17 protein-coding genes are annotated in these 25,916 nt (G+C 38.0%); 4 read left to right on the top strand and 13 right to left on the bottom strand.

From position 1 onward, the window contains the following. Nucleotides 1–7 precede the first annotated feature (7 nt). From trmD to ffh, 5 genes are all read right to left on the bottom strand, one after another. Nucleotides 8–799: a tRNA (guanosine(37)-N1)-methyltransferase TrmD gene (gene trmD / locus CXF85_RS10730; RefSeq protein WP_101228530.1), complete on the bottom strand. Its 792-nt coding sequence runs from the start codon at nucleotides 797–799 to the stop codon at nucleotides 8–10. A 39-nt stretch (nucleotides 800–838) separates the two neighbouring features. Next, nucleotides 839–1,369: a ribosome maturation factor RimM gene (rimM, locus tag CXF85_RS10725; RefSeq protein ID WP_101228529.1), complete on the bottom strand. Its 531-nt coding sequence runs from the start codon at nucleotides 1,367–1,369 to the stop codon at nucleotides 839–841. A gap of 27 nt (nucleotides 1,370–1,396) precedes the next feature. Next, nucleotides 1,397–1,642 (bottom strand): 30S ribosomal protein S16, encoded by a 246-nt coding sequence (gene rpsP / locus CXF85_RS10720; protein ID WP_101228528.1) that lies wholly within the window; start codon nucleotides 1,640–1,642, stop codon nucleotides 1,397–1,399. A 194-nt stretch (nucleotides 1,643–1,836) separates the two neighbouring features. Further along, the gene (locus CXF85_RS10715) at nucleotides 1,837–3,456 is read right to left on the bottom strand and encodes a putative bifunctional diguanylate cyclase/phosphodiesterase (protein ID WP_101228527.1); all 1,620 of its coding nucleotides are present in this window, start codon (nucleotides 3,454–3,456) and stop codon (nucleotides 1,837–1,839) included. A 455-nt stretch (nucleotides 3,457–3,911) separates the two neighbouring features. Further along, nucleotides 3,912–5,303, bottom strand: a complete 1,392-nt coding sequence (ffh, locus tag CXF85_RS10710) for a signal recognition particle protein (protein WP_101228526.1) — start codon at nucleotides 5,301–5,303, stop codon at nucleotides 3,912–3,914. Nucleotides 5,304–5,510: 207 nt separating this feature from the next. Here ffh and CXF85_RS10705 point away from each other — a divergent pair, with 207 nt between their 5' ends. The 3 genes from CXF85_RS10705 to CXF85_RS10695 all read left to right on the top strand — a co-directional run bounded on the left by CXF85_RS10705 (nucleotide 5,511) and on the right by CXF85_RS10695 (nucleotide 8,909). Then, on the top strand, nucleotides 5,511–6,611 hold the full coding sequence (locus CXF85_RS10705) for an SO_0444 family Cu/Zn efflux transporter (RefSeq protein ID WP_101228525.1): 1,101 nt from the start codon (nucleotides 5,511–5,513) through the stop codon (nucleotides 6,609–6,611). Nucleotides 6,612–6,727: 116 nt separating this feature from the next. Then, on the top strand, nucleotides 6,728–7,525 hold the full coding sequence (locus CXF85_RS10700) for a cytochrome C assembly family protein (RefSeq protein WP_101228524.1): 798 nt from the start codon (nucleotides 6,728–6,730) through the stop codon (nucleotides 7,523–7,525). Between the two features lie 97 nt (nucleotides 7,526–7,622). After that, nucleotides 7,623–8,909: an HlyC/CorC family transporter gene (locus CXF85_RS10695; protein WP_101228523.1), complete on the top strand. Its 1,287-nt coding sequence runs from the start codon at nucleotides 7,623–7,625 to the stop codon at nucleotides 8,907–8,909. 326 nt (nucleotides 8,910–9,235) lie between these two features. Here the strand turns inward: CXF85_RS10695 and CXF85_RS10690 are convergent, their stop codons facing one another. From CXF85_RS10690 to CXF85_RS10680, 3 genes are all read right to left on the bottom strand, one after another. After that, entirely contained in the window at nucleotides 9,236–9,856 is a 621-nt protein-coding gene (locus tag CXF85_RS10690) for a transglycosylase SLT domain-containing protein (protein ID WP_101228522.1), read from the bottom strand. A 1,254-nt stretch (nucleotides 9,857–11,110) separates the two neighbouring features. Further along, the gene (gshA, locus tag CXF85_RS10685; protein ID WP_101228521.1) at nucleotides 11,111–12,700 is read right to left on the bottom strand and encodes a glutamate--cysteine ligase; all 1,590 of its coding nucleotides are present in this window, start codon (nucleotides 12,698–12,700) and stop codon (nucleotides 11,111–11,113) included. Between the two features lie 155 nt (nucleotides 12,701–12,855). After that, on the bottom strand, nucleotides 12,856–15,735 hold the full coding sequence (locus CXF85_RS10680; protein ID WP_101228520.1) for a M16 family metallopeptidase: 2,880 nt from the start codon (nucleotides 15,733–15,735) through the stop codon (nucleotides 12,856–12,858). Nucleotides 15,736–15,813: 78 nt separating this feature from the next. On the opposite strand from CXF85_RS10680, the gene CXF85_RS10675 reads away from it, so the two are divergent. Beyond that, nucleotides 15,814–16,518: a TIGR01621 family pseudouridine synthase gene (locus CXF85_RS10675; RefSeq protein ID WP_101228519.1), complete on the top strand. Its 705-nt coding sequence runs from the start codon at nucleotides 15,814–15,816 to the stop codon at nucleotides 16,516–16,518. A gap of 187 nt (nucleotides 16,519–16,705) precedes the next feature. Here CXF85_RS10675 and CXF85_RS10670 read toward each other — a convergent pair whose 3' ends face one another. From CXF85_RS10670 to prfB, 5 genes are all read right to left on the bottom strand, one after another. Then, nucleotides 16,706–18,052 (bottom strand): sodium-dependent transporter, encoded by a 1,347-nt coding sequence (locus CXF85_RS10670; RefSeq protein WP_101228518.1) that lies wholly within the window; start codon nucleotides 18,050–18,052, stop codon nucleotides 16,706–16,708. 254 nt (nucleotides 18,053–18,306) lie between these two features. Then, nucleotides 18,307–21,918: an ABC transporter permease/M1 family aminopeptidase gene (locus CXF85_RS10665; RefSeq protein ID WP_101228517.1), complete on the bottom strand. Its 3,612-nt coding sequence runs from the start codon at nucleotides 21,916–21,918 to the stop codon at nucleotides 18,307–18,309. A gap of 29 nt (nucleotides 21,919–21,947) precedes the next feature. Beyond that, the gene (locus CXF85_RS10660; protein ID WP_101228516.1) at nucleotides 21,948–22,877 is read right to left on the bottom strand and encodes an ABC transporter ATP-binding protein; all 930 of its coding nucleotides are present in this window, start codon (nucleotides 22,875–22,877) and stop codon (nucleotides 21,948–21,950) included. Nucleotides 22,878–23,079: 202 nt separating this feature from the next. Beyond that, on the bottom strand, nucleotides 23,080–24,663 hold the full coding sequence (lysS, locus tag CXF85_RS10655; RefSeq protein WP_101228515.1) for a lysine--tRNA ligase: 1,584 nt from the start codon (nucleotides 24,661–24,663) through the stop codon (nucleotides 23,080–23,082). Between the two features lie 61 nt (nucleotides 24,664–24,724). Then, nucleotides 24,725–25,823 (bottom strand): peptide chain release factor 2 gene (gene prfB, locus CXF85_RS10650; protein ID WP_101228514.1). Its coding sequence is split into 2 segments (ribosomal slippage): nucleotides 24,725–25,747 and nucleotides 25,749–25,823, totalling 1,098 coding nucleotides; the frame shifts between segments, so codons are not numbered across the junction. Nucleotides 25,824–25,916: the final 93 nt, after the last annotated feature.

Here is a 25,916-nt window from a genome sequence, read left to right as displayed (position 1 = left end):
GCACAGTCTAAGTGGTGTGCTTCGCTTGTTTTTTAATTAAAGCGAGTGCTTTCACCTGCTCATCTGTCAGAGCTAGGTTAGTTAATAATTCTGGTCTTCTAGTCCACGTTCTTAGCAAAGATTGTTCTTGTCGCCATAAGCGTATATGTTCGTGATTACCACTAAGCAATACTTTTGGTACTGACACTTCATCTCCGTTAGGAGTGGTCATTACTTCTGGCCGAGTGTAATGAGGACAGTCTAATAAACCGTTAGAGAAGGAGTCCTGCTCTGCTGATTCTTTATGTCCTAAAACGCCTGGCACTAAGCGTGCTACAGCATCAATCACATTCATCGCAGGGAGTTCACCACCACTTAAAATGTAATCGCCAACCGACCATTCTTCGTCAATATCTGACGCGATTAATCGCTCGTCTATGCCTTCATATCGTCCAGCAATAAATACTAGTTGATTATGTTGTGCTAATTCACTTACGCCTTGTTGATCAAGCTTTCGTCCTTGCGGAGACAAATAGATAACTTTGACATTTCTGTCATCATTACCTGACTCAAGCGCCGCTTTACCTGCTGCAGTTCTTGCAGCATGTATTGCATCTCGTAATGGTTGCACCATCATTAACATGCCCGGACCACCGCCATAAGGACGATCATCAACGGTACGATGTTTATCATGGGTAAAGTCTCTTGGATTCCATAAATGAAAATCAATTAACCCATTACGAATCGCTCGGCCTGTTACTCCATACTCAGTAATAGCATTAAACATTTCGGGAAAAAGGCTTATCACCCCAATCCACATTTTGTTATTCTCTTTATCAGAGGTAGTGCTAGTCACAAGTTAAAAACCCGGATCCCAGTCAACACAAATTTGTTTATTTTCGATGCTAACAGATTCGATTACTTGTTCAAAAAGATAAGGGATTAACCGCTCTTTTTTACTAAAGCCATCTTTCAAGTTAGCTTTCACAACCAGTACATCATTAGCGCCAGTTTCCATCATGTCAGTAACTACACCCAGGTCGTAACCCTTGTTAGTCACAACAGACATACCTATTAGATCGCGCCAGTAAAAATCATCTTGCGACAATTCTGGTAACGCGGCTTCATTGGTTAATATTTCAGAGCCGACTAATGCTTGCGCTTCATCTCTGTCATCAATACCCGCCACTTTCACAATAAGTACTTTGTTATGCTTGCGCCAATCAGTTATTTCAACTGTTTGTGTATTATTCCCTAATTTTAATGACCAAGGGAAATAGTCAAGTATGGCTTCAGTTTCATCAGTGAATGAATGAATTTTCAACCAGCCTTTGATGCCGTAAACAGCGCCTACTTTACCCAAGATGATTTGTTTTTCTTCTGTACTCACGAAATTCTCCTAATGCCTACTAAGCAATTAAGCCGCAGATGCGTCTTTAACTAACTTAGCCACACGATCAGATAACGTCGCACCTTGACCTACCCAATGGGTAATACGGTCTAGATCTAAGCGTAATTTTTCTGCTTGACCTTGTGCTGTTGGGTTGAAGAAACCAACTCTTTCGATGAAACGACCATCGCGAGAGTTACGGCTATCTGCAACAACAACCTGATAGAATGGACGCTTTTTAGCGCCGCCACGAGCTAAACGAATGGTAACCATATCGTCCTCTATATATGTTAAGTGTAAAAACGGATTTTTCAGTCACTTCTCTTCGACAAGCGACAGAAAAGCTCGCGTATTTTACGCTTCTAGTATATTTTTACAAGCTTTATTTATCTATCAAGTAAGGGATAGTGGTGCAGATTTTGAGGTTATCGATGCAAAACTGTCTAGTGAAAGTGAACGAATAAATTTTATTGCCATGAAGGGGATTGTAAAAGTTGCTCGAATGCTTTGGCATCAACAGGGCGACTAAAGTGATACCCCTGCATGGAATCAACATCATTTACGGCCATAAACTCTCGCTGATCGGCTGTTTCAACGCCCTCGGCGGTGATGTGTAATTTTAATTGCTTAGCTAAAGCAATAATAGATCTTGTCGCCATAACATCCCCAGCACTTGGAGGAAAATTTTTTATAAAACAACCATCAATTTTTAATTTATTTAACTTGAACTTAGACAGATATTTTATTGATGAATAACCGGTACCAAAATCATCAAGCGCGATAGAAACACCTAAAGCACTTAACTGCCTAAGTTGCACTATCGATTTCTTTGCATCCTTCATCAGCGTGTTCTCTGTAAACTCTAACTCCAAATATTGAGGCTCTAAGTGTGTTTCTTCAAGAGACGTAGAAACCGTGCCCGCATAATTTATAACACCCAATTGCATGACTGACATGTTAATTGACATGACCATTTTGGGATAGCCCTGCCGCTGCCAGATTTTATTTTGAACACAGGCCTGATCAAGTACCCAATCACCAATTTTCGTAATAATGCCTATTTCTTCTGCGATAGGAATAAATACATCTGGAGCCAAATCACCGAGTAATTCATTATGCCAACGTAACAACGCTTCTACGGCAATAATCTCATTGGATTGGGTTGCAATGATAGGTTGGTAGTGCAGAACGAGTTCATCTCTATCTATTGCACCTAATAATTGTTCGGCTATTTTCTTCTTGATATTAACCTGCTCTTGGAGATCTTTAGAGAAAAAAGCTAAGCTGTTGGGGCTTTTTTCTTTGGCAAAGCACATTGCCGTATCTGCATTTTTAATTAACTCTTTGCCGTGTTCACCATCACTTGGATATAAAGCAATACCTACATTACCCGTGATATAAACTTCTTGCATGGCAATGCGGTAACTTTTGGCAAGCTTTAACAGTATCTTTTCAGCAAAAGTATTTACATTATCTTTAGCTGAGGCTGCCTCAAGTATAATGAGAAACTCCACCCCGGTAATTCTTGCTAATGTATCACCTGAGCGTAACTCACTCGATAACCGTTTAGCGACTTGCTGTAGTAGTTTATCGCCGCCATCATGACCTTGTTGTTCATTAACGCCTTTAAAGTCATCAATACCAATAAATAACACAGCAATTGAAGTGTTATTTCTTGCTGCCCTTGCTACCGCGTGATCTAAGCGATTTTGGCAAAGTTCTTTGTTAGGTAAATTAGTTAAACTATCAAAAAAAGCGAGTCTTTTAATTTCGTCTTCGGCAACAAATTGTCGATTCATTTTTTTGCGTAAATAGAAGCTATATCGCGTCAGTAAGACCAATAGTCCCAAAACTGCAATACTAACATGAGTGATAATTTCATCTAAGTGCCACTGTTGTTGGTTACTCGATAATTTAAGAATAAATTCAGACACATCGACAAAGCGTGTTGACCACATAAGTACGGCGGTAATAAGCACGATAAATAAGCTTTCAAACACCATAACAAACCGTTTAAAAAATCCCGGTTTTTCTCGTCTATCCAATTGGACACGAGCAACAGTCTTGTTAACTTTGTTTTTAGTCATTTAGTCGAGCACCTCAATTAAGTTGATAGTTGAATAAAATAGACAAACATTATGCATTTCATCTGTTAAGCACATAAGTTAAAAAAACTAAGCAAAGTACTTATAAATAATTGCTCATTAAGCGGTTAGTAGATAAGTATAGCTAGCCAATAAGAAAAACGTCAATAATGCGCAACAAACGTTTATTTATTACGTTTTTGTTTTGGTAAAAGAGCAAGGACAGTTTTCTTGAAGGGGTCAAAACATATAAACATTAAGCAGCTGTAAATTTAATGATTCACACAGATGTCATCAATAATTTTATCAAGTTGGGATGCTTTAACATAACTAAAAAAAGCTATACCATAACGCTAAAGCTAAACAAATAAATCAGGAAAAAAGCATTATATCTTGAAAATAAAAAAGGCCGCGAATGCGACCTTTAATAGAGGGGGTATAAAAAATTGTAAGTGGGTTTAACGGCCGAACATACCGCCACCGCCGCCCATGCCACCGCCACCTGGTGGCATCATACCTTGCATGCCACGCATCATTTTTTTCATGCCGCCTTTACCTGACATTTTTTTCATCATTTTTTGCATTTGAGTAAATTGCTTAAGTAGCTTATTTACATCTTGTATTTGAGTACCTGAGCCAGCTGCAATACGACGCTTGCGAGATCCTTTAATAATATCAGGACGTTCACGTTCACCAGGAGTCATAGAATTAATAATGGCTTCCATTTGCACGGTAATTTTATCATCCATCTGATCTTTAATTTTATCAGACATATTGCCCATGCCAGGCAGTTTATCCATCATGCCCATCATGCCGCCCATACTTTTCATCTGGACAAGCTGGTCACGAAAGTCTTCTAAACTAAAACCTTTACCACTTTTAACTTTTTTAGCTAATTTCTCAGCTTGCTTTCTATCAACCTTTTGCTCAATTTCTTCAACAAGTGATAATACGTCACCCATGCCAAGAATACGTGAGGCAATTCGATCTGGATGGAAAGGCTCAAGGGCTTCAATTTTTTCACCAACACCCATAAATTTAATAGGCTTGCCAGTGATATGACGGATTGATAACGCAGCACCGCCTCGCGCATCACCATCGGTTTTTGTTAAGATAATACCTGTTAGCGGCAGAGCGTCATTGAAGGCTTTAGCTGTATTAGCAGCATCTTGACCTGTCATAGCATCAACAGTAAAAAGTGTTTCTATTGGATTGATAGCAGCATGAAGTTGCTGAATTTCACCCATCATGTTTTCATCAATATGCAAACGACCCGCAGTATCGACAATTACCACATCAAAAAAGTTTTTCTTAGCATGATCAATGGCAGCATTGGCAATATCAATTGGTTTTTGCTTGATATCACTTGGAAAGAAACCAACACTTATTTCTTCAGCTAACGTTTCAAGCTGCTTAATCGCCGCTGGACGATATACATCAGCACTTACGACTAAGACTTTTTTCTTTTCACGTTCTGTTAAGAATTTTGCTAATTTGGCTACAGAGGTAGTTTTACCAGCACCTTGCAAGCCAGCCATTAATACAACGGCTGGTGGCGCAGCTCTTAAGTCAAGACCTTCATTGACTTCACCCATGGCTGCTTCAAGTTCTTTTTGAACTATTTTGACAAAAATCTGCCCAGGCGTGAGGCTTTTAGAAACATCAGTACCAACAGCTTTTTCTTTTACTTTGGCTACAAATTCACGAATAACGGGTAAAGCGACATCGGCTTCAAGTAATGCCATACGCACTTCGCGTAAGGTTTCTTTGATATTGTCTTCGGTTAAACGGCCACGGCCACTAATATTTTTAAGTGTTTTACTTAAGCGATCGGAAAGATTGTCAAACATGAAATACTCTAACAGCGAAAATTGATTAGGTTAATGCTGCTATTATACCCAAATATCCTTAAGATGCGACAGCAGATAATTCCAGATATGATTTTGTCGGTATTAAAGTGACTCAATAAGGCATAAGTTATCGTGCTGAGAGAAAGATTGGCGTGATATAGTAGTGATGATTTTCATTTTAATCTCGTATAATAAACATAGGTATTTATGGAACAGTTAACCGTCCTAGCGATAAATTTTCTCGATTTAAGCGCCGAAGCTAGCCCTTGGTTATTATTAGGCTTGTTAATCGCAGGCTTAATGAAAGCCTGGGTGCCAAGTAAAGTATTAAGTAAACATCTAGGCCAAGGAAAGTCGGCCATTATCAAGGCAGCTCTTATTGGTGCTCCACTACCCTTATGTTCTTGCGGGGTTATCCCTGTAGCGACAGAGCTTAGACGAAGTGGCGCTTCAGCTTCAGCAACGTCTTCATTTTTAGTTGCAACCCCCGAAACAGGCATTGATTCGGTTTCTGTATCTTATGCTTTATTAGGCCCTGTTTTTGCCATTTATCGCCCTATTGCAGCGGTCATGTCTGCCATCGTTACCGGATTATTGGTAGCCACCATTAAAGAGGAAGATATAAAATCTCCTCATCATCATAAAAGCAACGAAAAAAAAGGTTGCTGTGGCAGTAAACCGATAATTAAAGTAGAAGAAGTTCCTGAGAAGGAAAAATCCTGCTGCGCAAGTAAAAAAGCATTACCCACTAAAACAGAAAACACCTTTGTAAGCAAAACCAAGCAAGGGGTTTATTATGCATCTACCAAACTGATCGATGACATAATTATTTGGCTTTTTATCGGTTTGATCTTTGCTTCACTTGTTCGCACTTTTTTACCTGAAGAGTTTCTATTAAGTTATGGTAGCGGCCTTCCTGCTATGTTGTTGATGATAGTAATCTCGATTCCTATGTATATTTGTGCAACCGCATCGACCCCGATTGCAGCTGGGTTTATTCTGGCAGGGTTATCACCAGGTACCGCGTTGGTGTTTATGATGGCTGGGCCAGCAACAAACATTTCGACTTTAGGTGTTATTCGAAATGAGATGGGTAGTCCGGTATTAATTCGATACTTGCTTGGCGTTGCACTTTGCGCCCTTGGCTTTGCATTACTACTTGATTTTGGCTTGAATTTTTATGACATTAATATTAGTGAACAAATGCAGCATAGTCATGAACTTTTACCTAAATGGTTTGGATTAAGCTGTGCTGGCTTGATTGCTTTTCTATCAATTAAACCTTTAAGACGGGTGTTGATAAAATAACCTTTAGCTTTCTTTAATTTTAAGTCAATAGTTTGCGCTAATCACATGGCGTTGAAGATTTTATCTGATAGAATCAATTTTTTAATGCGTATTTTCAGTTGCTTTAGGGGTTTTTTGTGAATTTTTTGGTTATAGGTTCAAGTTTAGCGTTTTTGCTTTATATACTTGCTACGTTGGCAATAGTTACACGATTATTTCACCCTAAAGGCCCTAATATCACCTTAGTTTTGAGTTTAGCTACCGCTGCTATTGTCGTGCACGCTTTCAATGACGGGTTATTATTCTTTTCTCAAGACGTTATTAATTTCAACTTACCCAACGTAATTTCATTGGTCAGCTTAACCATCACGGTAGTCGTTACGCTAGTTGCCTTAAAATTTAAAGTCAGTTTATTACTACCTGTAGTTTATGGCTTTACCGGCTTGTGGCAGTTAGTTATTATTTTCCTTCCACCCATTGATTCAATTCCTTTGGTGGTTGAGAAGGTGATTTTGCTCAGTCATATCAGTTTCGCTTTAATAGCGTATTGTGTTTTGATTATAGCTACTTTATTTGCTTTTCAAGTGACTTATATCAACATAAAACTTAAGAGTAAAAACTTAACGGCTGTGGCTCACTTGCCTCCTCTAATGCAGGTTGAGAAGCAACTTTTTAGTATATTAACGGTTGGCACGGCGATTTTGTTTGTTAGCGAAATTATTGGTTTTGCTTTTCTAGACGGTTTTTTAGCGAAAGAAAATGCCCATAAAACCATACTATCATTACTCTCTTTTGCTATTTACAGCCTAATTCTTTGGGGACATTTTGAAAAAGGTTGGCGTGGTCAAAAAGTGTTAGTGCTTATGGTGAGTGCCAGCGGTTTGCTTACCCTTGCCTACTTTGGTAGCCGATTCGTTAAAGAATTCATTTTATAAACATCTACTATTCACGCTGATTTTATCGTAATAACACTGCTACTATTAGCGAGCAGTGTTACTTAATTATTTTAACTACATAACAGGAAAACCCTTTTTGGACAGTATAACCACACAGATGCTTTTTACTATTCTTGGCATCTTAATACTTATCTCTGCCTATTTCTCAGGTTCTGAAACAGGCATGATGTCATTAAATAGATATCGATTACGTCATCTCGAAAAACAAAAACACAAAGGTGCTAAACGGGTTAGTAAATTACTTGCCCGTCCAGACCGTCTTATCGGTTTAATACTTATTGGTAATAACCTCGTTAATATCGCAGCGTCTGCGATTGCAACTGTCATAGGTTTACGCCTATTCGGTGACATGGGTATTTTAATTGCGACAATTGCATTAACGCTAGTCATTCTTATTTTTGCTGAAGTAACGCCAAAAACATTGGCTGCTATGTATCCTGAGAAAATAGCTTTTCCTAGCTCTATTCTTTTATCTATTCTATTAAAATTACTTTTCCCGCTTGTGGTGGTCGTTAACTGGATCACTAATGGTTTCTTAATGATTTTAGGGATTAATTCAGAGCAAAGAGAGCAACACAGCCTGAGTAGTGAAGAATTAAGGACCGTGGTGAATGAATCGGGCGCTTTATTGCATCAACGCGATCAAGACATGCTGGTAAGTATTTTAGACTTAGAGAAGGTCTCAGTTGAAGACATCATGATTCCCAGGAATGACTTGGTTGGTATAGACGTTAACGATGATTGGAAAAAAATACAGAAACAACTGACTCAATCTAACCATACTCGCGTATTACTTTACCGCGATAGTATCGATGATGTTGTTGGTTATATTCATGCTCGTGATGCTTTGAAACTGTTATCAAAAAATCAATTCACCAAAGCAACATTACTTAGAGCGGTACGTGAATTATATTTTATACCCGAAGGTACGCCATTAAATATTCAATTATTGAAGTTTCAACACGCTAAAGAGCGCTTAGGTTTAGTTGTCGATGAATATGGCGATATCCAAGGCTTAGTCACGTTAGAAGACATTCTAGAAGAGATTGTTGGTGACTTTACTACAACGATGACACCAACAACCAGTGATGAAGTAACTTTGCAGCCCGATGGCAGCTATTTAGTCGACGGTAGCGCGAGTATTCGTGATATTAATAAAGAGATGTCATGGCAGTTGCCCACAGATGGCCCCAAAACCCTTAATGGCTTGATTATTGAGTATTTGGAAGAGATACCACAAAGTAACATAAGCTTACGTATTTCTGGCTACCCTGTCGAAATCATTGACGTTGCAGGGAATAAAATAACAACAGTGCGAGTTATGCCTGAACACTTTATCGGTGAAAACGCCGACGAAGAATAATTAAGCTAATATAAAAGTTAACCACAAAGTTATCCACAGAATCAGGTTTTCGAATATCCTCATTCAGCTTTCCACAATTTCTGTGGATAACAATAGCCAACCCTATCAGCAGCAGCATTTTGCTATTTCAACATTTATTTAGCAAAAAACCATACTTTATTTTCTTCTTATTTTCTGAAAGCTCTATCTATTCTTGTAGTGGTTATCGCAGCTAGGCTCGGTGATTTTTTATTGTAAAAAGAACATATTGGCAAGCGTTATGCTTTTGTAGCATTATTAAACACAGAAGTTAACTGGTTAAATACTGCCATTTCGATTTTCACTGGTTAGCCAAAAAATAGACGCCACAACCAACCATGATCGAGATCTTTTTCACAGCTCTTTAACTGACTACTATAACGTCGTGCACGATTATCAACTTTCCTGGAAACTTTAACTAACCATGGTTTTTTCTTGTAGCTTTTGCGCTTAAAGCCGCCCCAACCCTCATGATAATTTAGGTATTGGCTATAGGTGTCCCATTTTGAGACACCATTAACTTTTTGGGTTTTAAAAATAAACCAACCCATGAAGTCTATTGCGTCATCAAAATCATCGCGATCTGCACCTGAATTCCCTGTTTCCTTAATATAGTCCTTCCAAGTCATCGTTTTCGCTTGTGAATAACCATAGGCTGTACTTACTCTTCCCCAAGGAATAAAACCGAATAGATAGTCCATTGGAGGTGTTGCATCATGACGAAAAGAACTTTCTTGATACATCATACTCATTGGAACATGAATAGGTACGCCCCAACGTTCACGAACTTCTTTAGCCGCAAAATACCAATCACGATGTTCGCGAAATATTTCACATATATTCTCAGGATTTTTCGGTGGGGGGGTTGCACAACTAGCAAGTAATATTACACTCGCTGCTGTTAACAATGCAGTTTTACATGAAGGCATAAACAAATAACGGTTATTATAATTTGTTATTTATAATGACAGAAAGCGTTAATTAATACAGTTTTTGCTAATAAATTATTAGTTTTAATTTTATTTAGAAATATTTAAATTAATTTGAACTAAACTACACAATAGTACTCTTATTTAATAGTTATGTTATTCCCTTAGTGTTTCATGTTTTATGCGCTCTCTAAATTTAGTTGGGCGCTTTTTTTTGCCTGAAATTCCATAAAGGATATTTTATATTTCCGGTTATGCGCCTGAGAAATAAAAATTAAAACAAGTTGAACTAAACATCAAAACAACACTCTTACTTAATAGTTATGTTATTCCCCTTGTGTTTCATATTATATGCGCCCTCTAAATTTAGTTGGCGCTTTTTTTTGCCTAAAATTCGATACCGGATATTTTAATTTTCTGATATGACGTCGGAGAAATAAACATTAAATAATTTGAACTAAACCTCAAAACAACACTCTTACTTAATAGTTATGTTATTCCCTCAGTGTTTCATGTTTTATGCGCCCTCTAAATTTAGTTGAGCGCTTTTTTTTGTCTGAAATTCGTTAACTTATATTTTTACAATAACGTCACTAAGGCTTGGTAAACAACATTAAGACAAAAGTTTTAAATAATTTGAACTAAACCTCAAAACAACACTCTTACTTAATAGTTATGTTATTCCCTTAGTGTTTCATGTTTTATGCGCTCTCTAAATTTAGTTGGGCGCTTTTTTTTGTCTGAAATTAGACAAAGATATAGAACAGCTATGTTATCCCACTCTTATTAGTGACGTCTCATGCTTTATGACCTATCTAAATTTAGTTGGGCGCTTTTTTTTGTCTAAAATTCGACAAAGATCTAGAACAGCTATGTTATTCCACTCTTATTAGTGACGTCTCATGTTTTATGCGCTCTCTAAATTTAGTTGGGCGCTTTTTTTGTCTAAAATTCGGCAAAGATATAGAACAGCTATGTGTTCAATTAAAACTTAGAAGCGTATGTTTTGAAAAGAAAGATAGCTTAGAGAACGAAATGTATGATGGATAAGTTTAGTAGGGGAAGATGTGATGAATGAAGATATTGTAAATAAAATGAACTTATCTGCTATTACCACGTCTTAATAATTGAGACATTCCTCCCTGGATTGCTTTCATTTAATTTAAGACTTGTTTACTTAAATAACGGCGCGTCATCTTGACGCGCTTTTTTTATAGTTGTTTTTCTATTTTTATGATTAAAATGCCCTTTTGTTTAGGCAAAATAATCGGACAGAAAATCATCAAAGTTTAGTTTGTCACTTGCTTCAATATCCGTTTGCGCTTTATGAGAGGCTGGTACGCTTTCATCAAAAAATTCTTGACTGTAAAACTGATAATCACGTGCTTTCGCTTCTCGTTGATATTCACTCGCTTTATCTAAAGCAAACTGCGATAAAGATTGCTCTTGAATAATTGATAATAGTTGCGCTGAAGGCGTTAAACTAGCGTCATTTATCTTGGCTTGTTCACGAACAATAGCATCGCTATATTTACTCGTTTGGTATGCCTTATCTAAAAGCTCTGCAACTTGTTGCATCTGCTCGAATAATTCATTGCCCCACTCAGGAACCGATTTAAGCTTAACTTCACCACAACAATTCGCATCACTAAGTAATAACTCAGGATCACGACCACGTAAAACCACTGCATCCATATTCTGTTCATGCAATGTTTGGCGTGTACAATCAAACTCTTTATTATCGACAAAAGCACAAAAAGTTATAAATATATCTAAAAAGTGAACTTGCTCAAGGCTAATACCGGTATCTGAAAACGGATTTACATCGAGGGCTCTTACTTCAATGTATTCAACACCGCGCTCTCCTAGAGCAACTGAAGGCTTTTCACCTGGTTTTGCTACTCGTTTAGGACGAATAGGTGCATACAGCTCATTTTCAATTTGTAGTACGTTGTCGTTAAGCTGTTGGTATTGACCGTTGACCTTGACACCAATACCAGAAAAATCCTTAGATTTTAATTTTATAGCTTGTTGTACGCCATCAACATAATCAGCCAAATTGTTGTAACAAATTTTCAATGCTGATTGCTCAGAGCTGGTATAACCTAAATCACTCATGCGTAACGAGGTGGCATGCTCAAGGAAAAGTGCACCAGAAGGTGATTTTTTAAAAGGTAACTTATGCTCTTGACCTTGCAAAAAAGATCCACATATTGCTGGGGAGCTACCGTATAAATAAGGTATTAACCAACAAAAGCGTTTGTAATTTCTTAAAATGGAAAAATAACGTTCAGAGATGAATTCATCTAGAGGTAATGATTTTTCACCTGATGACTGATGTAAGTTTTGCTGAACCTGCCAAAAATCTTGCGAGAATGAAAAGTTAAAATGTATGCCTGAGATAACTTGCATCATCGAGCCATATCGGTTTTTCAGACCTTGGCGATATACGGTCTTCATTTTACCTATATTAGAGCTACCATATTGTGCTAACGGTATCTTCTCAGCATCATTAACAAAGCAAGGCATACTCATTGGCCACAATAGTTCCCCTTCAATATTTGCAAAGGTATATTTTTGAATATCTTGAAGTTGGGCAATAGCTTGCTCTGGTGAATGGCTAACCGGAGTGATGAATTCAAGCAAGGTTTCAGAATAATCTGTTGTTATCTGTCCGTGAGTAAGGGCTGAACCAAGCTGTTGATAATGACCATGCTCAGATAGTTTTCCTTCTGGCAGTATTCGCAATGCTTCTCGCTCTATACCGCGTCCAATACCTGCAACAGCAGCCAAATTTTCACTTTGGCTAAAAGCGCCAATATAATCTGTTAATGAGAGTGTCAAAATAATTCCTATATATACTAATCAGGCTAACTATTAGCTTAATTTAGTATTTAGCTAGTAAGGGATACGAGCAAAAAACCCCTTATTGATAATCATATAAATAAGGGGTCTGGTGGTACTTTTCAATACTTAACTATTTTTATTTACTAAATAGTTTATTTAGCTAGTTCGAGGTCTACTACTTCGATATCAAGCTTTTGTAATTGTGGTCTAACTACTTGACCGTCGCCAACAACAATCCATTGCATAGGTTTTGATAATTCTTTTGCCGCAATAGCATTTAACTGCTTAAGAGTTATGTTATGAATTATATTACTCTGTTCTTCACCATAATTAACCGGCAGATTAAACTGTAATAACTGTCTTAAGAAGCCACTTTTTTGACTTGGCGTTTCAAAGCTTAACGCTTCATTTTGTGAAATAGCTTGGCGCATAAATGTGACTTCATCTGCGGTTAAACCATGTTGCTGGTAGTTTTTAAGCTCTGCTTCGATTTCAATCATTGCATCATATGTATGATCTTTTTTAACACTAGCGCCAGCACTAAAGCGACCTAACGTTTTACCTGCAGAAAAGTAGCTTGATGCGCCATAGGTATAACCTTTATCTTCACGTAGATTTAAATTGATTCGACTATTAAAAGCACTGCCTAACGGGTAATTCATTAAAGTCGCTTTAAAGTGTTTACCGGTAGCATCATAAGTCATCGCTCTACGAGATAGTTTAATCACCGATTGGCTAGCGTTAGGTAAATCAACAAAGTACAGCTTGTTCGGTGTAACCTCAGGGAACTCATAATCGCCATTGATTGCGTAGTCATTACCTTTCCATGCTTTTAATGGCCATAGTTTTGTCAGAAAATCCTCCTTTTCAATATCACCAACCACAACTAGGCTTGCTTTAGCTGGCGAGAAGTATGCTTGATAAAAAGCTTTAACGTCATCTAGCGTTATCGCAGATACCGTAGCAATGGTGCCGCTATCTGGCAAACCAAAACGATTATCTTTACCGTAAGTCACTTGCTTTAAGGCGTTACTTGCTAAGGTGCTAGCATCTTTATTACCTTGCTCTAAACCTTGAATCAACTGATTTTTAACACGATCAAAATCATCTTGGGCAAATTTAGGTTTAAACATCATCTCATTCATCAATGCTAACGTTGCATCAAGATTTTTTACTAAGCTACTCACTTTAATGTAAGTATTACGTCCACCTGCGCCAATAGATATATTACTGCCAAGTATGGCCAACTCATTAGATAACTCTTCTTTACTGTGTATCGTGGTTCCTTCATTCATCAAACTTGCGGTTAAACTCGCTAAGCCGGCTTTATCAACTGAATCAAGCAATACACCACCATCAATGCTTAATAGCAAGCTTACGGTTGGTGTCTCACTATTTTTAGTGGCAATGATATTAATGCCGTTATCAAACTTTTCACGCCATAAACTAGGTACAGTAATTTGTGGATTAGCCGTAGAGCTAGGCATAATACTGCGATCAAAATCACTGCTATTCTTCATAATAGGTGTATTAAGTTGGGCTAGTTCTGCTGGCTTACTCACATCAGGTAAAGCAAAGTTATTTGCTTTCGCAATCAAAGCTTCTTGACCCTGTGGCACTATCGATAATACCGCGGCACCTTTACCTTGAATATATTGTTTGAATACACGCATAACATCGGCTTTGGTCACGTTATTATAACGAGCGACTTGCTGCTCAGTGTAATTAGCATCGCCTAACATTGTTTGATAATGCGCTAAGTTAGACACTTTACCTGAAACACTTTGCAGGCCATAAATTGTACCTGTTTCAATGCCCACTTTAGTTTTTAATAAGTCTTCGTCGTTAACACCACGCTGCTCAAATTCAGTTAACGTATCATTAATCACTTTTTCTATTTTTGCTAAAGATAAACCTTGCTGTGGGTTTGGCAGCGCATAAAAGCTCATTTGGCACGCTAATTCTCGACAAGGGTGACTAGCACCGGCTTGAACAGCGACACCTGATTTAACAAGATTCTTATAAAGTAATGAGGTTGGTCCACTACCCAAAATATTCGCAAGAACGTCTAAAGCCGGTTCATCTTCATGCATACCATAAACCGTTGGAAAACTAATATATAACAGGGGTAGTGATACATTATCGCTAAAAGAGTAGTAACGATTATCTTCAAGGCTCACGGATGTTTTAGCCATACTTTCTACAGCTGGCCCAGCATTTAATTTACCAAAGTATTTATTAACCCAAGCTAACGTTTGTGCTTCATCAATATCACCACCAATAGTGACTACCGCATTATTTGGACCATACCAACGAGAGAAGAACTCTTTTAAATCAGTGACTGTACCTCGGTCAAGATCTGATAAATAACCAATAACAGGCCATGAATAAGGATGCTCACGTGGAAAAATCATTTGGCTAACGGTTTCATTTAATCGCCCATAAGGTCGATTATCAACATTTTGACCTCGTTCGTTTTTAACCGTGGCACGTTGTATCTCAAATTTTTCTGGCGTAATAGCTTCTAATAAAAAGCCCATACGGTCAGACTCAAGCCACAACATCTTCTCTAACTGGTTTTTAGGTACCGTTTCAAAGTAGTTAGTGCGATCTGAATTAGTGGTACCGTTTAAGTCGCCGCCACTTTGGGTAACAACTTTAAAGTGCTGTTCATCAGCAACATTTTGAGAACCTTGAAACATCATATGCTCAAAGAAATGCGCAAAACCTGATTTACCTAACTGCTCTCGGGCTGAGCCTACATGGTAAGTAACATCAACATGCACTAAAGGGTCTGAGTTATCTTGATGCAAAATCACCGTTAAACCATTGGCTAACTTATACTTTTTAAAAGGAATGTTAAGTGTATCTTGCTGGGCAGTAACCGTTTCAACCAAACTTACCCCGAGAGGTAATTGTGCTGTTTCTTGACTACTACAAGCAAATAATAATGCCGTACTAGCGGCTATCGCAGTGATTCTAAATTTATTTATTATTTGTGCCGAAAAGCGGCTCTGAGGAGATTGTCGCAAAATAACATCCGGTAAAAAGAGTAAAAGGTAAAAGTTTGAATTATCATAGCAAACATAAAGACTACTCGGTTAATTTAAATGTATAAAATTATTGCAGAACATCCTGATTTTATTGTTGTTGATAAAGTAGCAGGCGTGAACTTTCATGACGAAGGTGACATTGGCTCAGGGCTTTTTTCGCAGGTAAAGAACCAAGTCAAGAAACAGAATCAAAACCATGATGATAATGTAGAGTTATACCCTGTGCATCGATTAGATAAAATGACATCGGGATTAGTCATCTTTGCCAAAACCTTAGCTTGCGCACAAATCTTTGGTCAGCTATTTAATGATCACGACATTGATAAATATTACCTTGCCATCAGCGATAAAAAGCCAATTAAAAAACAGGGACTTATTAAAGGTGATATGGGTAAAAGCCGTCGTGGCATGTTCAAGCTATTAAGGACGATGGAAAACCCCGCTATTACGCAGTTTTTCTCATATAGTATTCCGAATAAGCAGCGTTTATATCTGCTTAAACCTCATTCAGGTAAAACTCATCAATTACGTGTAGCACTGGCGAGTATAGGCGCGCCTATTGTTGGTGACTCATTGTATTACAGTACATCACAAGCAGACCGAGGTTACCTGCACGCCTATGCACTCAAGTTTACTTATTTAGGCGAACTTTTCGAGTTTACTTCGCTGCCGACAGATGGTGAATTTTACCTAGACCCACAAGTGAATGAACAATTTTTGGCAATAAAAAAGCCTTGGCAGTTAAATTGGCCAAGGCTTTAAATAAATACTTTAAGGTTTTAAAGCTGTATACCTTCAAACATTACAGCTATAGAGTTTAACCTTAACAAATAGGTTAACGACTATCTGTTTGGTGTTTATACAAGACAGAGTATGTGACGTGTGGTCTGCTACACGAACATACGGCTGCACCTGCTTAGCAGGCCGAATAAACTTCAAACAGGTGTCGTTAGAGAGAGTGCCAGAATACTAAGGCGATAGCTGTTGGACAAACAAACTTAGTATACCAAGGCCAAATCTTCCAAAAGAGGCTATGTTCAACCTCTTCGTTGCCTTGTTTAATCTCAGCTAAAATATCACTTCTATGCCATATCCACCCAGCGAATACACAACACAGCATAGCTATAATTGGCTGACCATATTGTGTAGATAAAATGGCGACAAAATCTAACATCCACTCCAAATTAACAACAATAATAATACTCAACACTAAAATGCCTAAACCGATTAGGGTTGTTGCTTTTTCTCGTGGTATATCGTGACGTTCTACCGCAAAAGATACTGGACCTTCTAGCATAGAGATAGAAGAAGTTAATGCTGCTATCGACATCAAAACAAAGAAGCCAAAAGCGACAAACAAACCAACAAAGCCCATACCCGAGAATAACGCCGGCAATACGGTAAATACTAAATTGGAGCCTGAAATAAGGCTGCCATCTTCTGCAAATATTGCAACACCTTGCGCTTGTGCAACATACATAGATGGAATAATTAATAAGCCAGCTAAAAAGGCAATAGAGACATCAATTAAGGTTACTTGTGCGCCAAGTGTGACCAAATTTTCTTTCTTGGCAATATAAGAGCCGTAAATAATCATGACACTGGTACCCAATGACAAAGAGAAAAACGCTTGTCCTAAGGCACTAATTAAAAGGTCTGGCTCCAGGATGCGAGAAATATCAGGATTTAAATAGGCATTAAAACCTTCTCTGGCTCCCTCAAGTGTAAAGACGTAAATGATTAAGAGAATAAGCAAACCTATTAACATAGGCATAAGACGTTTTGACCACTTTTCAATGCCTTGTTCAACACCACGACGAATGATAAAGATGGTTAGCCCCATAAAGAGTGCTGTAAAGAGAATATTGCGAATCAACGAGTGGTTTATCAACCAGTCAGCTACGCCAGTTAATCCACCAAGCCTTGCTAAAGGTTCAAGAGCATAAGACATCATCCAACCTGCAATAATGCCATAAAAACTTAGAATGAGTGCAGCACAAATAATACCGCCAAAGCCGACCACAAAACCAAAGCGCTTTTGCCAAGTATTGCGGGCAATTTTTTGCATACTACTAACCGCATTTGCCTGACCATATCGACCAATTAACAGCTCTGCCATAAAAGCTGGGTAAGCTAAAGAAAATGCTAATACTAGATAGACTAGAACGAAAGCAGCACCACCATTACTTGCTGTTTGGGTTGGAAAGCCCCAAATATTTCCCAGACCAACAGCCGAACCTGCCGCTGCCATGATAAAACCGAAACGCGAACTAAAGCCGCCTCTTGAAACACCCATTTACTTCCTCACTTTCTTGCATTCTGTCTGAAAATTATCCGTTCAGATTATTTCTCAAGGATAATATTATTTTTATAATGACTCATATTGCTACGAGAGCACTAATCTACGCAATTACGGCTAAGAAAAATAGAGTTAGGGGTTAAATAAAGAAAAAAGCCTTGTGTATCGCTCTCTGTACAGAGTTTTACACAAGGCTTTACATGTTTTAACACTATAATCAGTTAACTTTATGTTTAGCTGACCATTATTTGTTATAAACGATAAATATTATCGGCACTGTCTCGGTCAATATATTTAACAAAAGGATCTACGCCAGCAAAAGTAGGTTTGCCTTGAACTCGAATAGTCACCTCATTAGTACCCGTTTTTATTTTATGTTTGGCTAAGTATAAAACAAAGTCCTTCGCTGAAAGATCTTCAGGATCGGCACTAAATAAACCAATATCGATTGAGTCAACAAATTCAACTTCAGTTTCTTTACCTTGACCATCAGCTCTTTTCAATGCGGCATCTATGGTCAGTGTTACATCATAAAAGTCATCCATACCTTCAACAGCAGCAATTTTTACATCGGTTGTCTTGAGGTCATATAAACTAATGTGCTCAAACATATTACTAACAAAAGACTTTTCTTCTTCTGTTGCATCATGGGTAATATAAGCCATTAAATCTAACGTGGTTGGGTAAGGCGTACTTTGATATTTAAAGTCTTCTAAGAAACGCTGCAAAGAGGCATTAACTCTTGCCTCGCCAAAACGATCCTTAAGCGCCATCATCACAACAGAGCCTTTTCGGTAATGAATATATTGCTGATTTTCACTACGGAAAAGCGGCATTTCTTCAATAGACTCAACGCTACGTCCGCGCAAATATCGATCTAATTCGTATTTCAAAAATTTACGGATCTTTTCTTTTCCGTATTTTTTCTCCATAACCATCAACGCGCTATATTGCGAAAGACTTTCAGAAATAATAGCGCTACCTTGTACGTTAGCAGCACCTACTTGATGACCCCACCATTGATGAGCAACTTCATGAGCGGTTACATAATATGCAGGATCAATATTCTCAGGATCACGCACGTCACTAATAAAGCCTATTTTTTCCGAATATGGCACGGTATTAGCAAAACTTTGTGCAAAACTACGGTAACCAGGAAACTCAATAATACGCATTTGTTTGTGTTGGTACGGACCAAAGTTTTCCGTAAAATAATCGATAGAATCTTTCACTGACTCTATCATACGGTCAACATTCATCCCGTGAGTTTCGTGATAATAGACCTCAATATCAATGCCTTTATATTGTTCTTTTTTATTCGCTAGTTTGGCAGACATCACAGAATAAAAATTAACCATCGGAGCGTTCATTTTATAGTGATATATTTTACGATCACCTTCTGTTTTTTCTGATTGCAAATAACCTGGCGCAATAGCAAACTGCTCTTTGGAGGTAGAGATTGTCGCTTCAAAATCAATAAAACCTACACCGTTGCCAAAAAAACTTTCATTATAAAAACGTTTATCTTCAAGTTTATTTGCACGTTGTAACGGTTCTAAATCGTGGTTCCTGCGGTCATGCCGATCACTGAGTTGATAACCTGATTGATAGCCAAATGCAGGAAACAACGCAAAGTTATTAATAAAAGTACCATTTTTTACTAGGCTGAAATCATTATTACCGTCGGTAAAGCCGTTGTTATCACGTGTTGCCGTTAGCCTACCTTGACGTATTTCGCCTGGCTGTAAAGGTTTATCAAAGACAAACCATGCGGTATTGAATTTAGTATCTACTTCACCTACTTTACCGCCATCGATTTCAACACTCCATTGCTGTGTATGCTCAGGTTTCGAAACTAGAAACTTTTCAATTGCTTGGCTTGAAGTATTGGTTAACGTTAATTCAGCTATCGCCTCAATACGCCTTTCTTTAGGGTAAATATCTACTTTAGCGTGAGTTTTAGTGATTGTTGGAATAGTCGCATTAAGCTGTGCAACATACTTTTTCTCATAAGCCGCTTGCAAATCTTCACGATCGTCACTAATCACATATTCATTCACAACGCGGGTATTATAATGAATAACGCTACCCGCGCCGATAAACAACACTAAACCTAACGCTATGGTTACTTTACCTGGTGTAGCAAGGTAATAGCTCACTCTACTTAAACGTGTTTTAAGTTTTTGTGCTGGACCTCTGTGCCAAAGAGCATAGGTTAAACTAGCCAGCACCAAGGTTAATCCGCCCCAATAAAGCATATACCAATGGTTACTTTCTAAAAAGCTGCCATAGCCATTAATATCTGAATAAGGCACTTGTGGTGCATTAGCAAACTGAAACATATTATGGCTAAAACCAAAATTACTTAACGTCAATGAACTAATGAGAAAGAGTACAAATAACATCATGCCGATATATTTATTTGGGCTAATAACTTGTAAGAAAAAGGCGAAAACGGCTGTAAAAATTAATGGCACTAAACCTAAGTACCCTAAACGAACAACGTATTGTGATAGGTCAATGTTGTTATAACCGAGTAACCATTGATTAATAACAGTAACCGCTACACCACAAACATATAGAAGCACTAATACCAAACTTATTGCGATAACTTTTGATAGCCAAAAAGTAATATTATTTACTGGCATAGAGTCAACAATGTCGCCCATGCCTGAATTACGCTCGCGCCAGACAATTTCAGCACTGTAATATGCGAGTACTATCATCATTAATAAGCCTGTTGAACCTGCTATAAGCTCAACCATATTCTGCGTTAGTGGCCAATTAGGGGTACCAAACATACCTTGAGGATCCACAAGTGGTGCAACAAGCATAAAAATAGTCAACACGGCTAACACTAAAAATGGTGCACTAAAGACGACTTGTTTTATTTCAAACAAAATTCTCAAACGGATATGCGCTGATGTTTGTACGCCAGCACTTTTGGTTGAAATATTATTATTTAATAACAGAGGTATGTTTTCTGTTTGTAACGCTAATTGCTCTTCAGCTTTTTTAAGTACTTTTTTGCTTTGTTTTTTTACTTGTCCTTGGTTTAAACGCACTTTAGATCGAAAACCGCCAAAAAGTGCCATGATGGCAACCGAAACACCAAGCCAAAGTAAGCGGTTTTCAAGTAAAATACCACTCAACTCAATCGGGCTATTATTCTTATCAAACATGGTCCAATAACGTGTTACTTCGCCAAAGGTATTTAATGCAAACGGGTCAAGCAATGCCGCCATTGTGCGGTATTCTGGCTCATTTAATAACTGACCTGAAATCGAGTAGAGAATAAACAACCCCACAGCAGAAAGGTATACCGCCATCATCGAACGGAACTTAATTGCGACCGCATAAAAAAAACAAGACAGCACAAATAAGCTAGGCAGTGATAAGTAAAAGTAAGCGGTAACATAATGACTTAAGTTAGTTGCCCCTAAACGTTCAGGATCAATCCAACCGACTACACCACCCAGTACACTGCCAACAAGTATACCTAATGGTACAAAGGCAAAAACCGTAGCCACAACAGCAAACGAGCCTAAAAATCGCCCTAATTGATAACTTAGCGGATTGATCGGCTTACTATAAAGTAACTCTGACATTTTACTGGTGTCGTTTCTTGTCGCTGTACTCGCAACAAAATTGACCACTAAAAACATGGCAAACAAGCCCATGATCAGTAGTGTTTGGGCAATAGAGAATGGTCCGTTGTATAAAACATTTCCGCCACCACCAATTTGTACATTTTCACTGACTGTTGCAAAGAAAGTCAGTAAAAAGAAAATTAAACTAGTGACATAAAAAGAGGGTTGTTTAGTGAAATAACGCCACTCAAAAGCGAACATTTTCATTAACATAAGTAATTCCTTATTCTTTGTTAGCGCGATTAGGCAACGTTGCTTTTTTCTGAAGCTTCAGCTGATGTTTCTGCTGGCATTTCAGAGGTACTTGAGCGATGTTGATTCAATGTTGAGAAGTAAACATCTTCTAAGTTAGCTGGCGCTGCTTCAAAACCTAATGGTGCATTGTCGGCCATAACATGAACTATGGTTTGCCCAGCAAATAAACGCTTAGAAATAACATTGTATTGTTCTTCAATACTACTTAACTCAGCTTGAGCAATAGCTTTACGCCATATTTGACCATTTAACTGGTTAGTTACCTCAATAGGATTACCTTCAAGTACAATTTTACCTGAGGCTAATACCGCCATATTAGGGCAAAGCTCAGTGACATCTTCAACAATATGCGTTGATAATATAATGGCTTTTTCTTCACCTAGACTTACAAGTAAGTTATGAAAACGGTTACGTTCTTCTGGGTCTAAACCAGCAGTGGGTTCATCAACAATTAATAAGTCAGGATCACCTAATAACGCCTGAGCAATACCAAAGCGTTGACGCATCCCCCCAGAAAAACCACTGACGGAGTTTTTTCTATGCTGATAAAGGTTAGTTTGTGCTAACAAGCCTTCAACGGCTTCTTTACGTTCTCCTGAATTTTTTAAGCCTTTTAATATGGCTAAATGATCAAGTAGTTCGTAGGCGCTGATACGTGGGTAAACACCAAAATCTTGCGGTAAGTAACCTAAACGTTGTCTTAAAGCTTGAGGATCATTGAGTACGTCAATACCATCAAAATCAATACTGCCGCTGTCTGCATCTTGTAGCGTGGCAATAGTACGCATTAATGAAGACTTTCCTGCTCCATTAGGACCAAGTAACCCAAACATACCTTTTGGTACTGCTAGGTTTACGTTATCAAGCGCCTTAACCCCATTGTCATAAGTTTTAGATAAATTTTTTATTGTTAACATTATTATTCCTTGCGTTAAGTTCTTTATTATTTTTCACGACAATAGACTACTGCATTGTTAATGCCATGTAAATATTGAGAAAAACACAAAAGAATACTTCACCTTCTTACACAAATAAAAAAACCCGTAGTCATATAACTGACTACGGGCTTTTTAATCGTATCTGTACGATTAATTTTGCATTGATTTTACTACAACAAAATTATTCAGCTTCAGGACGCATATGTGGGAATAAAATAACGTCTTTGATTGTTGGTGAATCAGTAAACAACATGACTAAACGATCAATACCAATGCCTTCACCAGCCGTTGGTGGTAAACCGTACTCTAGCGCATTGATATAATCAGCATCATAATGCATCGCTTCATCATCGCCAGCATCTTTTTCTGCTACTTGTTTTTGGAAACGTTCAGCTTGGTCTTCTGCATCGTTCAGCTCAGAGAAACCGTTAGCTAGTTCACGACCACCAACAAAGAATTCAAATCTATCTGTTATGAATGAGTTGTCATCGTTACGACGTGCCAGTGGTGAAACTTCCCATGGATATTCAGTGATGAATGTTGGTTGATCTAATAAGTGTTCAGCCACTTCTTCAAAGATTTCACAAATGTATTTACCAGGTCCCCAAACTTTAGAAGCACTGTTTTCTTTAACACCAACAGCTTTAGCCATGGCTTTGATTGCATCAAAATTATTTTCAGGGTCACGTAATACAGCTTCATCAAGGCTTGCTGCTGCGCGATGGTCTTTACCGTATTGTAAAATAGCATCAACCATAGATAAGCGTACAAACGGCTTACCTAGGTCGTAGAATTTCTCTTCTACTACTTCACCTTCAGCATTTTTAACGGTATTACGAATAGTGGTAGTACCTAATACATCTTGTGCAATAGTACGTAACATTTCTTCGGTAGTGTTCATCAAGTCATGGTAATCAGCGTAAGCTTGATAGAATTCAATCATGGTGAATTCTGGATTATGACGCGTTGAAATACCTTCGTTACGGAAACTACGGTTAATTTCAAACACACGATCAAAACCACCAACGACTAAACGTTTTAAGTTAAGCTCTGGTGCAATACGTAAGTACATATCAAGATCAAAAGTATTATGATGCGTCATAAAAGGCTTAGCCGTTGCGCCGCCCGGTATGATTTGCAACATTGGCGTTTCAACTTCCATAAAGTCACGCTGCGTTAAGAAGTTACGAATGCCAGCAACAATTTTTGAACGGATTTTAAAGGTATTACGCGTATCTTCATTGATAATTAAATCAACGTAACGCTGACGATATTTAGTTTCTTGATCAGATAAACCGTGGAATTTTTCTGGTAATGGACGTAAAGACTTAGTTAATAGTGAGTACTCGTCCATGTTCACGTAAAGATCGCCTTTACCTGATTTATGTAAAATACCTTTAATACCAACAATATCACCAATATCTAATGAACCCCATTTAGCTCTTATTTCTTTTTGAACAGTTTTTTCAGCATAACCTTGAATACGACCAGACGAGTCTTGTATTACTAAAAACGGTCCACGCTTAGCCATTACTCTACCGGCAATAGCATAAGTCACTTGTAGCGCCTCAAGTTCTTCTTTAGTTTTTTCACCATGTTCAGCTTGGATGTCAGCGGCTAAATGTTCACGATTAAAATCGTTAGGAAAACCATTAGCGGAACAATTAGAGCGAATTTTTTCAAGTTTTACACGGCGCTCAGCAATCAATTTATTTTCATCTTGTGCTACGGGTGCATCACTGGCTTTAGTGGCTTTATCTGTCATTTTATTTCCAAAGTTATCTTTAATTTGTTCAATAATTTAATTGGTTTTTGTAAGTGTAATATTACAAACCAGACTTTAAACTGGCTTCTAGAAACTTATCTAAATCGCCATCTAATACAGCTTGGGTATTTCTATTTTCAACACCCGTGCGTAAATCTTTAATACGGCTATCATCTAATACATAAGAGCGAATTTGACTGCCCCACCCTATATCGGATTTACCATCTTCTAAAACTTGTTTATCAGAATTTTGCTTTTGCATTTCCATTTCATACAATTTAGCTTTAAGCAGCTTCATTGCTGTCGCTCTATTTTTATGCTGAGAACGATCTGCCTGACAAGCAACCACAGCTCCTGTGGGCTCATGAGTAATACGAATAGCTGAATCGGTTTTATTTACATGCTGACCTCCAGCACCAGATGCTCGAAAAGTATCGATACGTAAATCTGCTGGATTGATATCAATTTCAATATTGTCATCAATTTCAGGGTAAATGAAGGCTGAAGCGAATGAGGTATGACGACGACCTGAAGAGTCAAATGGTGACTTACGTACTAAACGATGTACACCTGTTTCAGTGCGTAACCAACCATAAGCGTATTCACCAGTATATTTAATAGTACAGCCTTTAATACCAGCAACATCACCATCAGTGACTTCAATCGCTTCAGTTTTATAACCGTGTGCTTCACCCCAACGCAAATACATACGCATTAGCATTTCGGCCCAATCTTGCGCTTCTGTACCGCCAGAGCCAGACTGAATATCTAAATAGGCATTATTCGCATCTTGTTCGCCACAAAACATGCGGCGAAACTCTAATTTTTCTAATACTTTATCTAAAGCATCAGCTTCTACTTCGGCGTCATCAAATGTTTCTTGATCAGACTCTTCTACCGCGAGTTCAACCAAATCTTCAATGTCAGTACAACCCGTTTCGAGTTCAACAATGGTATTAACGACTTCTTCTAAAGCACTTCGCTCTTTACCAAGGGCTTGAGCACGTTCTGGCTCATTCCAAATTTCAGGGAGCTCTAGCTCGCGAGAAACTTCAACTAAACGTTCAGCTTTAACATCGTAGTCAAAGGTACCCCCTAAGCATATTAGCGCGCTCACGGATTTCTTTTAATTTACTTAATATCGGGTTTGTTTCGAACATAAATCTTCAAAAATAAATTTAATAAGTAACCTTTGCCAACATCCAACAGCAAAAGGCGAATAGTCGCGCATTGTAACGTAATTACAGGGGTAA

Origin of the sequence: Colwellia sp. 75C3, assembly GCF_002836255.1 — a bacterium.
Classification (GTDB): domain Bacteria; phylum Pseudomonadota; class Gammaproteobacteria; order Enterobacterales; family Alteromonadaceae; genus Colwellia.
The sequence above is the reverse complement of the archived record's forward strand: the minus strand, read 5'-3'. Positions and strand labels throughout refer to the sequence as shown.